We start from the raw sequence: 13167 nt of genomic DNA on the forward strand, positions 1-13167 counted from the left end.
ATGGCGTTTACTGCTATCATTGCAGAACCATATTTAATTGAAAGAAAATGCCTAAAGTAGTAGATATAGATTTGTTTATCAGACTTGATTTTACGGTGGCTAATCCGGATTTAGACACACTTGACCTGGTAGATACCGCCAGGTTTTCGTCTTACGTATTCAGCAGAATTGATGCAGCCGGTGCAAAGATGGGCATTGGAGGGTATCTTGAAAACAGGGTGATTTACAGACGTAGCAGTCATTTTACGAATATGAATGAGGTACCCAGAAACATTCATCTGGGAGTAGACCTATGGGCGGAAGCAGGTACAGCTGTGTATGCACCTTTAGACGGAACCGTACATAGTTTTAAGAACAACATCGGTTTTGGAGATTACGGGCCGACAATTATTCTGGAGCATATCTATGACAGTAAACCACTGTATACCCTTTATGGGCATTTGTCTTTAGGCTCTTTAGAGGGTCTTTATGAAGGGAAGCCCATAAAAGCAGGTGAAAAAATAGCAGAGATAGGAGATTATCCGGTCAATGGTGACTGGCCGCCACATTTACACTTTCAGGTAATGACAGATATGTTGGGTTTGAAGGGGGATTTCCCCGGGGTGTGTGCAGAGGCCGACAGAGAGAAGTTTGCGGCGATATGTCTGAATCCTGATTTTTTGCTGGGGTTGTAGAAGAAGGAAACCCCTCTCCCCAACAATAGGGAGAGGGGTAATAGAGTCCCCTCCCCACTGTTGGGGAGGGTTAGGGTGGGGTTATCTTATTATAATCAAAGAGGTTTATCAACCTTGTTTCTAATTGAATAGCTTACCCCTTATAAAAAATCCACTTACCAATTTCTTTAAAGGTTGGTTTTTTACCGAACATCAGGATACCTACACGGTAGATGCGTGCCGCCAACCAGGTTGTACCTATGAAACCACCGGTCAGGATTACCATCGATAAGATGATTTGCCATGTAGGCACTCCAAACGGAATTCTAACCATCATAATGATCGGCGAAGTAAACGGAATCATCGATGTCCAGAAAGCTAAAGCACCATCCGGTTCGCGAATCACGAATTGTGCAATAGCAATTGAGAAAATGATTGGCAGGGTAATCGGGAGCATAAACTGCTGGACGTCGGTTTCGCTGTCAACGGCAGAGCCTATAGCACCAAACAACGCACTGTACATCAGATAACCACCCAGAAAATAGAAAATAAAACACACCAGAATGGTAACCCATGGCAGTGTTTGAACCGCTTTCATCACTTTTACATACGCACTACCACCGGCTGTTTCTTTGGCAATCTGTTTTTCAACTTCTTCTGCCTGTGGCATATTTTTTACCTGTTCAAGGCGTTGTTGGGGAGAACCCGCAAATTTTTCACCGAACAAAGAAGTAGCCGCAGTAGTAATGGCAAAAGTGAGCACAATCCAAAGACCAAACTGTGTAAGCCCTACCAGGGCCACACCCAGAATTTTACCCATCATGAGTTCAAACGGCTTGATCGAAGAAATGATTACCTCTACAATCCGGCTGGTTTTTTCTTCCATTACACTTCTCATTACCTGTACTCCGAAAATAAACACAGTAATATAAATAAGAAACGCACACACATAACCTATTACAGTAGCAGCTACCGAACTATTGCTTTTTTCTCCCTCTTCGCTCAGACTGATGGTTTCACTGCTTACGTTCATCTTGGCATCTTCCAGTACTTTTTGCGTGATACCCGCCTCTGTCAGCTTAATGGTTTCTATTTCACGTTCAATATTCTTTTCAATACCCCTTTGCAATTCAATAGAAAGGCTTTTCTGAGAGAAAATCTTCACACCTTTCGGGTCATGCATGATGTCCTGCGGAATATACACCAGCGCATCATAGCCACTTTTGGAAAAATCTTTCTTGGCGTTGTCCAGCTGTTTGTTTGAAAAACTGTAGGCGAATTCTTCTGTACTTTTAAATTTACCCTTAAACAGATTACTTTGGTCAATCACCTCGATTTTCTTAAGGTTGATAGATGACATGGCCGTCCAGCCGATAACACCATAGAAGGCACCAATCAGAAGCGGCCCCAGGATAGTCATTACGATAAACGACTTCTTGCGGACTCTTGTGAGGTATTCTCTTTTTAAAACAAGGAAAATATTTTTCATGTTGTCTGTGCTTTTTGAAATTAAAACAAAATCAGCCGGATAATTTATTGCGGAACTTCATTCACTGCAGCAATGAATATGTCATTCATACTTGGAATGTTCTCACCAAAGGTGCGCAGTTCAACTTTGTCTATCAGTTGTTTTACCAATTGGTTGGCATGTATTTCAGGTTTCAGTCTGATGGTAGACTTCTTGTAATTGTCTTCAATGTTCTTTGTGTCGATTACTTCAAAATCTTCAAACGCTGTACCTAAGTCGCCGAGGTATTCCACATTATAGGTATGTGTTTTAAACTGCTCTTTGATTTGTTTCTTGGGGCCGTCAAGCACCTTATGCGATTTATTGATAAGCGCCACATTGTCGCATAGTTCTTCAACCGATTCCATGCGGTGGGTTGAGAAAATAATAGTAGTGCCTTTTTTCTTCAGTTCCAGAATCTCGTCTTTAATGAGATTGGCGTTGATAGGGTCGAAGCCGGAGAAAGGCTCGTCAAGGATAATCAACTGCGGTTCATGTAAAACAGTAGCTACAAACTGAATCTTCTGCTGCATACCTTTTGAGAGGTCTTCTACATTTTTTGTCCACCAGGTTTTGATATCAAACTTAATGAACCACTCTTTCAGTTTATCCATTGCCTGTTTTTCTGTCAGCCCTTTTAGCTGTGCCAGATACAACAGTTGCTCACCTACTTTCATTTTCTTGTAGAGACCACGTTCTTCAGGCAGATAACCGATTTCTTTGATGTGATCGGGGCGAAGTTTCTGGCCATCAAGCAGCACATAGCCTTCGTCAGGAGCAGTGATTTGGTTAATAATGCGAATCAGGGAGGTTTTACCTGCACCATTCGGCCCAAGTAAGCCAAAAATTACCCCTTTCGGAACATTAATGCTTACATCGTTGAGAGCCGTATGTTGGGCATAGCGCTTCACAACATTGTGTACTTCTAGAATGTTATTCACGTTGGTCTTATTTGGTTTAGTGGCTCAAAATTAATGGTCTTTTCAAAAGTAATAAAGAAATCTGTATAAAAGGACTTATTCTTTCATGAAAGGCGCAAAAATTGAGAATCCGTTCCAGACGACCTGACGGGAGCTATCATCGGCAGGAGACCGTATATTATTTATAGTATCCTCTTATCTGAAAAAGTAAATAGCCGAAAAAAAGAAAAGTAACCACAGCCTCGAAGAATTGCAGATAGAGAATATCTGCCACCAGAAAAAGTAAGAATGCATAGTAGGTATATACCCAACCTTCACGTTTACGGTTGAACATTCCTCTCAATGAAAATAAACTGCATATGAGCCCGATACAGGTGAAAAGCATGCCGAGAGACCCCAGCAGGTGTGCAGTAAAAGCTCTAAACAAGCTGGCAAATGCCGTGAAACCAATAGTGAGAATGTATACGGGTATCAGCAGAATCAGAATCCATGGAATAACCTTAACCAGAAATTCTTTCCAGGCAGCAGGAAGCTGAAACGAAATGGATTTGGTAAAAAGAGAGTGCATTTCTTTTTCCAGGGGCTTATCGGCAGGTATAAAGTCCATAGCAAACCAGAGTTTTTGTGATAGTAAACAGTAATTTAACAATTCACGGAGGCTGTTTGTTATATTCTTCCGGCAATCAGACAGTAATTCACGCTGCTTTTTTACTAAAAGGCTACACCACTAAAAAACCTTTTCAGTTTGTTTGATTATTTGCATCATAATTTAGTTATTTGTTGGGTTTTCGGCTTAATCGTTAAATATGAAAGAAAATAATAGAATAGATTCTGGCAGGCAACTTTTGACAAACGCTATAACAAAAATCAGCGAATCATGGGAGTGGTTTCTGGACCGGATATATTGGTTGTTGGGTAAGGTTTTCGGCGAAAAGAGAGTTGATTGGGTACTAGCATCTTTCTATAAGATAATTGATAGTATAAAAAGGGAGTTCCGTTCCAGATTTGATGTAGAAGGGCGCTATTTCTCTATCATAAGAAACATTTACAGAATTACTTCACGTGTTTTTCTTATCGGATTTTTCTACTGGTTTTGTATTGAAACTAATTTTCTGTGGCTTTGTGGGGGCATGCCCAGCATTGAGCAGCTGACTAACCCTAAAATTGCGCAATCTTCTACTATTTATTCAAGCGATGGTGTCGAGCTGGGGAAGTTTTATACTGAAAACCGGCAGACTGTTGATAGCACCCAGATGTCGCCCTGGTTATTTAAAGCCTTGATAGCTACTGAAGACAAACGATTCTTTGAACACTCAGGTATAGATTTACGATCAATGGGAGGCGTAGCCTTGGGTATTGTTACCGGTGGCGAGCGTGGTGGCGGAAGCACGGTTTCGCAACAGCTGGCCAAAAACCTGTATAGTACCAGGCGCAGTGAAATGCGAGGCCTGCTGTATTATGTACCTGTTGTGCGCACGATAGTGTATAAAACCAAAGAGTGGTTTACTGCGATTCGTCTTGAAAGGCGATTTACCAAAGGAGAGATTCTGACCATGTATCTGAATACCGTAGACTATGGTAACAATGCGTATGGTATCAGAACGGCCTCACGTACTTATTTCAGTAAAGAACCCGATAAGCTGAGTGCCGAAGAAGCGGCCGTATTGGTGGGGCTGCAAAAAGGTACAACGTTGTATAACCCTATCAGGAATCCTAAAAATGCCCTGAAACGCCGGAATACGGTTTTGCAACTGATGGCTGCCAATGGTGCATTAACACAAGAGAAAGCAGATGAGCTGAGTAAAACTGAGATAAAACTGGAAATAGACACAGAGGTGGATGCCGATAGCCGGGGTAATTATTTTAAAACAGCCCTGGCGAGATACATAGAAAACTGGGCGAAAAACAATGAAGTAGACCTTGACCTCTATAAAGACGGTTTAAAAATATATACGACCATCGACTCGCGCATGCAGGACTACGCCGAAAAAGCGGTGTCGAGCCATATGCGGCGCTTGCAGAAAATTTTTGATCAGGAGTGGAGTGGTAAGAATCCCTGGATATACGAAAACGGTCAGGAGATAATCGGATACATAGATACAGTAGCCAAGCGAACACCTATGTATAAGCGGTTGGCGCAGAAATTCAAGAATAACCCTGACTCCATACATTACTACATGTATGAGAAGAAAAAAATGACGAAGGTTTTTGTATGGGGTAAAGACGGTGCATCAGAGCAGGAACTGTTCCTGAGCCCTATCGATTCCATTGTTCACTACAAAAGATTTTTGCAGACCGGTATGATGGCCATGGATCCATACAATGGCTATATTAAAGCCTGGATAGGGGGGATAGACTATAATTATTTTAAGTATGACCATGTAAGACAAGGACGCCGCCAGCCGGGATCTACATTCAAGCCGGTTGTCTATTGTGCAGCCATTGATGGCCCTTTGAATCTTGCCCCATGCGACAGAAGAATTGATGAACCGTTTAAAAAAGAGTGGATAGAAAAAGGAGAGCCGAAAGTATGGGCACCCAGAAATGCAGACGGGGTTTTTACTTATGCCAGTATGTCGTTACGGCGGGCAATGGCTCGTTCCATCAACTCAATAGCAGCAAAAATAACCGATGAAGTGAAGCCGTCAACCGTAGTGAATTATGCCCGGAAGCTGGGAATCACCACTCCGCTTGATCCTGTGGCGTCTATAGGCTTGGGTTCGTCAGATGTATCGCTTTATGAACTGGTAGCTGCCTACGGTGTTTTTGCCAACGGAGGCGAATATATAGAGCCTACATTAGTTGCAAAAATAGAAGATCAGAAAGGGAAAGTCATTTTTGAAGTCGAAATAAAGAAACGGGAGGCAATTAGTGCCGAATCAGGTTTTTTGATGCAATATATGCTGAGAGGTGGTGTTGAAGAATCCGGCGGTACCTCACAGGGACTTTGGGAATATTCGAGCGCATTGTTTGGCAACGGGGGGCAGGCCGGCGGAAAAACCGGAACTACCTCTAATTACTCTGATGCCTGGTATATGGGTTTTACAAAAGATCTTGTTTGCGGTGTGTGGGTAGGAGGTGACGACCGCAGTATACATTTCCGTACACGTATGGGTGAGGGTTCTCGCTCAGCACTTCCTATTTTCGGCAAATTTATGCAAAGCGTCTATACCGATAAAAAACTGGGTTATGTGCCCGGGCCATTCCCTAAACCCAGAGTTCCGATCAAGAAGAGTTATCTGAATTGCGGCGGAGATATAGGTGGCATTATGGAGTCAGATTCGCTAGATATTGAACTGGACTCTACCAATACTATTCAGCAGGATAATATTACCTTCCCTCCAAAAGACACCACTAAAAATAATTAAGCGGTAGTATCTTGGATATTTCATAAAATATATTTTTCCATTACAACTAATACAAGCATTTATGGGTCAATACTGTTGAAAACTTAAACGATTAATTCCAATGGAAACAAATCCACACCGCGGCGTTACTATTAAGCTCGCCGGAAAAAAGAAAGTGAATCCCGCTGAGGTTCTTTTCCTAAAAGCAGATGTAAATTATACTGAAGTATTTTTACAGGATGGTGAAAGATTGATAGTTTCAAAAACACTGAAGGAATTAGAAAAAAGGTTTATCAACTATAATTTTTTCCGCACTCATAAATCTTACATGGTTAATCTGAAATACGTAACCGGGTATCAGATACACGAAGGGCTTCTGGTGAAAGTGCAGGACGAACACCACGTGAGCCTTTCACGCCGCAGGAAAGAATTTTTTCTTGATACTGTTTCCAAATATATGAAAGCCGGCTGATCAGCTTGTGTGGTCGGAGACAATAAGCCATTGTCCGCCTATTTTCTTCAGTACCAATGTGAAATAACCACCGGCATCTCCTTTCTCGGGTCTGGTCAGGTGATATTTACCTAATACCCAACAGGTGGTAGGAGAATGAAAGTCCGTTTTCAGTATATCGAACTTTAATTTGCCCATGGTCGCCAGGTCCGGGTAAGATTTATTATAACGTTCGAGCGTTGCCTTCCAGCCATAAATTACACCGTTTTTCCCGATAAACATCAGCGAGTCCGACTTCCAGTAATCTTCCATAAATGCCTTGATGTTGCCTTTGTTCCAGTTTTCGTTCTGGCGGTTCAATACTTTTAATACTTCCTGGCGGTCTTTTGAGCTTTGCGCCAATGCAGGCAGAGATAGTGAAATACAAAGTATGGCTGTGATGAATATTCTCATATCTTTTGGTTTAGTTTAATGAAAGTTTACTGAGTTTTATCTGCTTTGTCGGCAATTTCCTGCCCTTGTTGCTATATTTGTACTAAAGTATAAATTTATTCCAATATTTGTGAGCAAGCAAGAAATCTGGTTTGTAATTAATCCGCATTCCGGCCGGGTGAAGAATCATCAGAAAGCAGTGAATCTGATAGAAAGCCTGCTGGACAAACAAAAATACAAGCACAGAATTATTCAGACCCGCGCCGCAGGGCATGCCACCGATATAGCAGCCGAAGCCGTTGAAAAAAAGACTCCGTATATAGTAGCCATGGGTGGAGATGGTACCGTAAATGAAACGGCAAAAGCCCTGATTGGAAGCAAGACAGCGTTGGGGATAATACCGATGGGTTCGGGGAATGGTCTTGCCCGGGAACTGGGAATCCCTATGGTATTCCGCAAGGCAATACAATTGATTAATAATGCGCAAACCAGGCAGATAGATACCTGCTTTGCGAACGATACGCCTTTCTTTTGTACAGCCGGGCTTGGCTTTGATGCCCAATGCGCGCATGTTTTTTCAGAACTAAAGGGGCGTGGCTTAATGAATTATGTAAGAGCTGGGTTTCAGGAATTCTGGAAATATAAGCCGGTGCCATGTAATTTTAGTGGCAATGATTGCGAGGTGTTCAGTCTTACCTTTGGCAATGCAAGGCAATTTGGCAACAATGCCTACATAGCGCCTGATGCACAGATAGACGACGGCTTCATAGATTGTACTCTCATAAACCCCATACCGCTATGGGGAGTACCGGGGCTGGTGAACAGACTATTCAATAAAACCATTCATGAGTCGGCTTATGCCGAAATGTACAGAAGTACAGGTTTTAAATTGAAAGGCAAAGATAAATTGCTGATTCACTACGACGGAGAACCGATGCGATTGGATACAGACGAATTGATGATAACTATTCAGGAAAAAAGCCTGCATGTAATGATATGAAAAACAAGAAGCACCGTGATGGAATTGTGTATTCAACCGACCCGGGTTTTGAATATAATTTCGGCGGCGAAGAAGAAACCGAAACCCTTGCCCCCCAACAACAGAACCTGAAAATATGGCTCGACAGAAAAGGAGGGAATAAGGTAGTGAGCAGAGTAGATGGTGTAATTGCCAAAGACGACGACCTACAGGTTTTGAGAAAAAAACTGCAGAATCTTTGTGGTAGCGGAGGTACTGCCAAAGAAGGTGAAATATTGATTCAGGGAGATCATCGGGATAAAATCCTGGCCTTTTTGTTGAAAGAAGGCTATAAAGCTAAGAAGGCAGGCGGTTGAAATCCGGCAGCGCGATTACTTCATCACCCGTGTTGACTCGTCCACCTCTTATTACCGTGCAGGTAATGCCTCCGTGGCCTCGCATGGCATTGTAACCTCCAGTACCCAGGTTTTCTTCCATCCGACTGCAGGGATGGCAGTAGCCGGTCATTTTAAGGATTGCTTCGCCGACCTGAAAAAAAGAATCGTTGAATGCCAGCAGATTGATACCTGAAACTACAATGTTGCGTCTGAGTAAAGCCGGGTCAATATGGGTTTTATGCAGGATTTTGGCCACAGCTTCAATATGTTCGGCCTGAATAAGGGTTACCTGCCTTGTGCGGGCTGTGCCCCGGTAGCGGTCACCCACTATGCCTTTTTTTTCTGTCAGCTCTATGCTATCGGTTGTAAGCAAAGGCCCTCTTGAAGTAGGGCCGGGTCGATAACTGAGCCACTCTACTCTGCCATTGTGGGTAAAGGTTTGCATGAGTTGTTTAATTTCCATGGGCTTTTGTTCAATGCATTTTACACTAGAGCGACGGTGTTTTAAAATCTCCGGTTTGATAGGCCAGGCAAAAACTTTTCAAATCACATTCTCCGCATTTGGGGGTGCGTGCCACACAGATATACCGGCCATGTAAGATAAGCCAATGATGTGCCACCGCAATTTTATCTTCGGGCAGGTGTTTCACCAGTTCTTTTTCTACCAGAAAAGCATTTTTGGCAGTTTTCGGCACCAGACCTAAACGGTGAGAGACACGAAATACATGTGTATCGACCGCCATGGCAGGCTGGTTATATATAACCGATACAATTACATTGGCAGTCTTTCTGCCTACACCGGGCATTTTCTGCAGGGCTTCAATGGTGTTGGGTACTTCTGAGTTAAATTCATTAACAAGCATGCGTGCCATGCCCACCAGATGTTTACTTTTATTATTGGGATAGCTTACACTCCTGATGTATTCGAATACCTCGTCGGCAGTAGAATCGGCCAGGCTTTCAGGTGTGGGATACCGTTCAAACAGTTTTGGTGTTATCAGATTTATTCGTTTATCGGTGCATTGCGCTGAAAGAATAACAGCCACCAGTAATTCATACGGGTTAGTGAAAGCAAGTTCGGTTTCGGCTTGGGGATAATGTTCGGTAAAGTAAGTAACCAGGGCTTTGAATCGCTCTTTTGTGTTCATTGATCGGATGAATTTTTAAAACAGGACTCTAAAATAATAAAAACCGTGTAAAGGGTTTGGCTATTTTAGTTTTTTACGACGGTTTCGTTGGAAATCCTCCAACACAAAACCACCCAGCCCATTCAGATTACTATAATATGCCCTGCCGTTGTTTACCTCGGTAAACTGCTGTACAAACTGTTTCAGATAGGGGTCTGAGGCAATCATAAAAGTGGTAATCGGGATGTCGAGCCTGCGTGCCTGTGCAGCAATTGTCAGGGTTTTGTTCACGATCTTCCTGTCGAGGCCAAAACTGTTTTTGTAGTATTTAATGCCCTCTTTCAAGCAAGTGGGCTTTCCGTCGGTTATCATAAATACCTGCTTGTTTTTGGTTTTTCTTCGGCGCAATAAATCCATTGCCAGTTCGAGACCGGCAACGGTATTTGTGTGATATGGGCCAACTTCCAGATACGGAATATCCTTCAGTTGTATCTGCCAGGCATCATTGCCGAATACCAGTATGTCTAATGTGTCTTTCGGGTATTTAGTACGAATCAACTCCGCCAGTGCCAATGCTACTTTTTTGGCAGGGGTTATACGGTCTTCACCATAAAGAATCATAGAGTGAGAAATATCGATCATTAATACGGTTGATGTCTGTATTTTTGATTCACGGTCAACAACTTCCAGGTCGCTTTCCAGCAACATGAAATCATCAATGCCACTGTTTATCTGGGCATTTTTTAACGATTCCGTCATTGAAATCTGTTCCAGTGAATCACCAAACTGAAAGGCCCTCACATCACTGCTCAGTTCGTCGCCCGTACCTGTGTACGGAGTATGATGGCTACCGCTTGATTTGGTTCTTTTCAGCTTACCGAAAATCTCTTCCAAAGACTGTTTCCTGATCCCCTGTTCGCTTTTGGCGGTCATGCGGTATTGCTGCCCTTCCTGATTTTCTTCGGTTATATATCCTTTCTGTTTTAAATCTTCAATGAAATCGGCCATGCCATAAGTGTCATCAGTCAGTTGATATTGGCGGTCAAGATCACTCATGTAACTCAAAGCCTGGCCCACATCGCCGGCTGTAATAAGTAGTATTTGCTGAAAAATATTGAGTAGTTGCTCAAATTTACTATTGCCCTTCATTTCGGGCTTAAATTCAGAAAAACGGAAACCTGTCATGGTAAGCAGATGATTTAAAGTTCTCTGAAATATTAACGCTTTTTGTGTGCTTAAAGTTTGGCGGCGTGAACATTCATCATTTTTAAGAACTATTAAGAGTTTGCTTGTCTGAAATCCGAAGATTTGCAGTAAATTGCAGCGTTTTTATAGTAATTGGCGGCACATGAGCACAAAGAAGATATTTTCCTCACTTATATTGACTTTTTTTTACAGTCTTTGCCACGCTCAACTCCTTGACGATTCCACCAAGCAGGTTTACGGTCTGAAAACCACACGCTTTATACTGGAAGATGATATCCTGAATAACCGTAAAGTTTTTTATAATCCTGATTCGACCATCGACGGGTTTCATCTCTCATTCGACAGAAATCTGAGAAGTGGCTGGCTTTATCAGGATCTGGGCTTAACAGGCACAGCTCTGAAACCACTGTATTTTCAACCGATAGAAGAGATTGGCAAGCAACTGGGATTTAATACTTATGGTTTTTATGCGTTCGATGCCCGGAAAGCAAAGTACTACAACACGAAGTCGCCCTATACGAATATGCACTATTCGCAGTCGGGTGGAGGGATGCTCTATCTTGATTTTACGCATTCACAAAATATAAGACCTCGGCTGAACACCACTTTTGAAGTAAAACGCCTGACAACATCGAAGCAGTTTGGTGCGCCGGTATCGCGCGAGGAAAGACTGATAGACAGTTGGGCGGCATTGCTGAGTGCCAATTATGAGTCAAAAGATGGCAAATATACAATTCTGGGTACTTATAACCATTTTAACCATGCTCCGGTAGAACAGGGCGGCATAAAGCCATTGGTTGACAGCGTGCAATACGTAGAGGTAGGTGATCTGAATAATTATAAAAGTTTCCTTCCGCGAATAACCAATGGTTCGTCGCGAGACTGGCGGAATGAGTTCCACATTTATCAGCAATATCAACTTACCAATGGCTTTCAGGTGTATCATACAATTGATTACCAAAGGCGTATTGACTATTATGCTGATTACAGCATTAAGGCCGATTCTGCAAATAAACATACTTACTACGGGCAGGCATTGCCGTCTGATGCAGAGGCATTGAGTAAAATTAACGATACGCTTTCGCTGTCGTTAAGATACAGACTGATAGAAAACAAGTTTGGTATTAAGGGCATTTACCGCGGGTTTTCGTACCGGCTTCATTTGCGCCATCGTTTATACAATCTCCGTTCTGATTTCAACGATTCTCTGGCCGGATACAGACCTTTCAGGTATAAATACAATCATGAAGTAATAACAGGGGCTTGGGCAAATTACTTTTTTCCTGATAGCCTGAAACGTGCCTATGCAGAGCTGGAAATAGGTAATGTGCAAAATAGCCTGAATATGAGGATAAAATCGGAGTACATCGGGCCAAGACTGAGGCTGGGGCTTACGATTTTGTCTACCCCGGCCACTATTTTAGACGAGTATCTGGTGAACAATGCAGGCAACTGGTATCGGGCAAGCGATACCCAATTAAGAAACGGCTCATCGAAGTTGTCGAATCAGAATTCGTCTAATTTTTTCGCCTCTACTTCTCTGGTTTTTAAAAGATTTACGATTTCTCCGGCAGGCTATTTGTCTCTGGTTGATAACTATATTTATTACGACCAGCAGGCGCAGGCTCAGCAGTTGTCGGCTCCGTTATATGTTTTCAGGGCAGGACTTGGATTCGAGTATCGCCTGAAACGATTGTTTCTCGCTAATCAGATTTATTTGGCCGGTACCGACAAGAAAGAGATAGTACGTATGCCTACCATAGCTAACAATACTACCATCAGCTACGAGTTTACTTATGCCAAGAGACTGAATATTAATCTTGGAGCCGAAATTTATTATCGCTCGGCCTACCTTGCAGACAATTACATGCCGCTTAACAGACAGTTCTATTTGCAGAGTACCGAAAACGGCAGAAAAGTATGGGGGTATCCGGTTGTAGATGTTTTTGCTAATATGAAAATAAGCAAAGTAAGGCTTTTCTTAAAATTTGCCCATGTAAATCAGGGTTTCCCTGCCAATGGGTACTTTGTAGGGTCGATGTATCCGGGCATGAAACGAACTTTCTTTTTGGGTGCCAACTGGCCATTATTTGACTAATTACTGCTGTCAATCTGCGCTATAAAAGCTTCTGAGTGAAATTTTATTTGATTTAATTATTCCTTGCTAT

13 protein-coding genes are annotated in these 13167 nt (G+C 42.5%); 6 read left to right on the top strand and 7 right to left on the bottom strand.

The window, feature by feature from the left end:
• Window positions 1-47: 47 nt before the first annotated feature.
• A complete protein-coding gene (locus AC1RRY_RS15620; RefSeq protein ID WP_492822945.1) occupies window positions 48-674 on the top strand; it encodes a peptidoglycan DD-metalloendopeptidase family protein in 627 nt (208 codons plus the stop codon).
• Between the two features lie 133 nt (window positions 675-807).
• On the opposite strand, the gene AC1RRY_RS15625 is transcribed toward AC1RRY_RS15620, so the two are convergent.
• The 3 genes from AC1RRY_RS15625 to AC1RRY_RS15635 all read right to left on the bottom strand — a co-directional run bounded on the left by AC1RRY_RS15625 (window position 808) and on the right by AC1RRY_RS15635 (window position 3687).
• Complete coding sequence (locus tag AC1RRY_RS15625) at window positions 808-2142, bottom strand: ABC transporter permease (RefSeq protein WP_492822943.1); 1335 nt, start codon at window positions 2140-2142, stop codon at window positions 808-810.
• Between the two features lie 44 nt (window positions 2143-2186).
• A complete protein-coding gene (locus tag AC1RRY_RS15630; RefSeq protein ID WP_492822941.1) occupies window positions 2187-3101 on the bottom strand; it encodes an ABC transporter ATP-binding protein in 915 nt (304 codons plus the stop codon).
• 157 nt (window positions 3102-3258) lie between these two features.
• A complete protein-coding gene (locus tag AC1RRY_RS15635) occupies window positions 3259-3687 on the bottom strand; it encodes a hypothetical protein (RefSeq protein ID WP_492822939.1) in 429 nt (142 codons plus the stop codon).
• Window positions 3688-3886: 199 nt separating this feature from the next.
• Here AC1RRY_RS15635 and AC1RRY_RS15640 point away from each other — a divergent pair, with 199 nt between their 5' ends.
• Both AC1RRY_RS15640 and AC1RRY_RS15645 read left to right on the top strand, forming a co-directional pair.
• Window positions 3887-6448, top strand: coding sequence for a transglycosylase domain-containing protein (locus AC1RRY_RS15640; RefSeq protein WP_492822937.1), 2562 nt, complete (start codon window positions 3887-3889; stop codon window positions 6446-6448).
• Between the two features lie 100 nt (window positions 6449-6548).
• On the top strand, window positions 6549-6899 hold the full coding sequence (locus AC1RRY_RS15645) for a LytR/AlgR family response regulator transcription factor (protein ID WP_492822935.1): 351 nt from the start codon (window positions 6549-6551) through the stop codon (window positions 6897-6899).
• Here the strand turns inward: AC1RRY_RS15645 and AC1RRY_RS15650 are convergent, their stop codons facing one another.
• Window positions 6900-7331: a YybH family protein gene (locus AC1RRY_RS15650; protein ID WP_492822933.1), complete on the bottom strand. Its 432-nt coding sequence runs from the start codon at window positions 7329-7331 to the stop codon at window positions 6900-6902.
• Between the two features lie 109 nt (window positions 7332-7440).
• On the opposite strand from AC1RRY_RS15650, the gene AC1RRY_RS15655 reads away from it, so the two are divergent.
• Both AC1RRY_RS15655 and AC1RRY_RS15660 read left to right on the top strand, forming a co-directional pair.
• Window positions 7441-8310 (top strand): diacylglycerol/lipid kinase family protein, encoded by an 870-nt coding sequence (locus AC1RRY_RS15655; RefSeq protein ID WP_492822931.1) that lies wholly within the window; start codon window positions 7441-7443, stop codon window positions 8308-8310.
• A complete protein-coding gene (locus AC1RRY_RS15660) occupies window positions 8307-8645 on the top strand; it encodes a translation initiation factor (protein ID WP_492822929.1) in 339 nt (112 codons plus the stop codon). The genes AC1RRY_RS15655 and AC1RRY_RS15660 overlap by 4 nt, the downstream gene beginning before the upstream one ends.
• Here AC1RRY_RS15660 and AC1RRY_RS15665 read toward each other — a convergent pair.
• From AC1RRY_RS15665 to AC1RRY_RS15675, 3 genes are read right to left on the bottom strand one after another with little or no spacing between them, the layout of a single operon-like run.
• Window positions 8626-9129: an MOSC domain-containing protein gene (locus AC1RRY_RS15665; RefSeq protein ID WP_492822927.1), complete on the bottom strand. Its 504-nt coding sequence runs from the start codon at window positions 9127-9129 to the stop codon at window positions 8626-8628. The genes AC1RRY_RS15660 and AC1RRY_RS15665 overlap by 20 nt on opposite strands.
• A gap of 25 nt (window positions 9130-9154) precedes the next feature.
• Window positions 9155-9814 carry an endonuclease III gene (nth, locus tag AC1RRY_RS15670; RefSeq protein WP_492822925.1) on the bottom strand — a complete coding sequence of 220 codons (660 nt, stop codon included), beginning with the start codon at window positions 9812-9814 and terminating at the stop codon, window positions 9155-9157.
• A 60-nt stretch (window positions 9815-9874) separates the two neighbouring features.
• The gene (locus tag AC1RRY_RS15675) at window positions 9875-10978 is read right to left on the bottom strand and encodes a vWA domain-containing protein (RefSeq protein ID WP_492822923.1); all 1104 of its coding nucleotides are present in this window, start codon (window positions 10976-10978) and stop codon (window positions 9875-9877) included.
• A 163-nt stretch (window positions 10979-11141) separates the two neighbouring features.
• On the opposite strand from AC1RRY_RS15675, the gene AC1RRY_RS15680 reads away from it, so the two are divergent.
• Entirely contained in the window at window positions 11142-13097 is a 1956-nt protein-coding gene (locus tag AC1RRY_RS15680; RefSeq protein ID WP_492822921.1) for a putative porin, read from the top strand.
• The last annotated feature ends 70 nt before the right edge of the window (window positions 13098-13167 follow it).

Source organism: Emticicia sp. GW821-FHT11C11 (assembly GCF_058808615.1).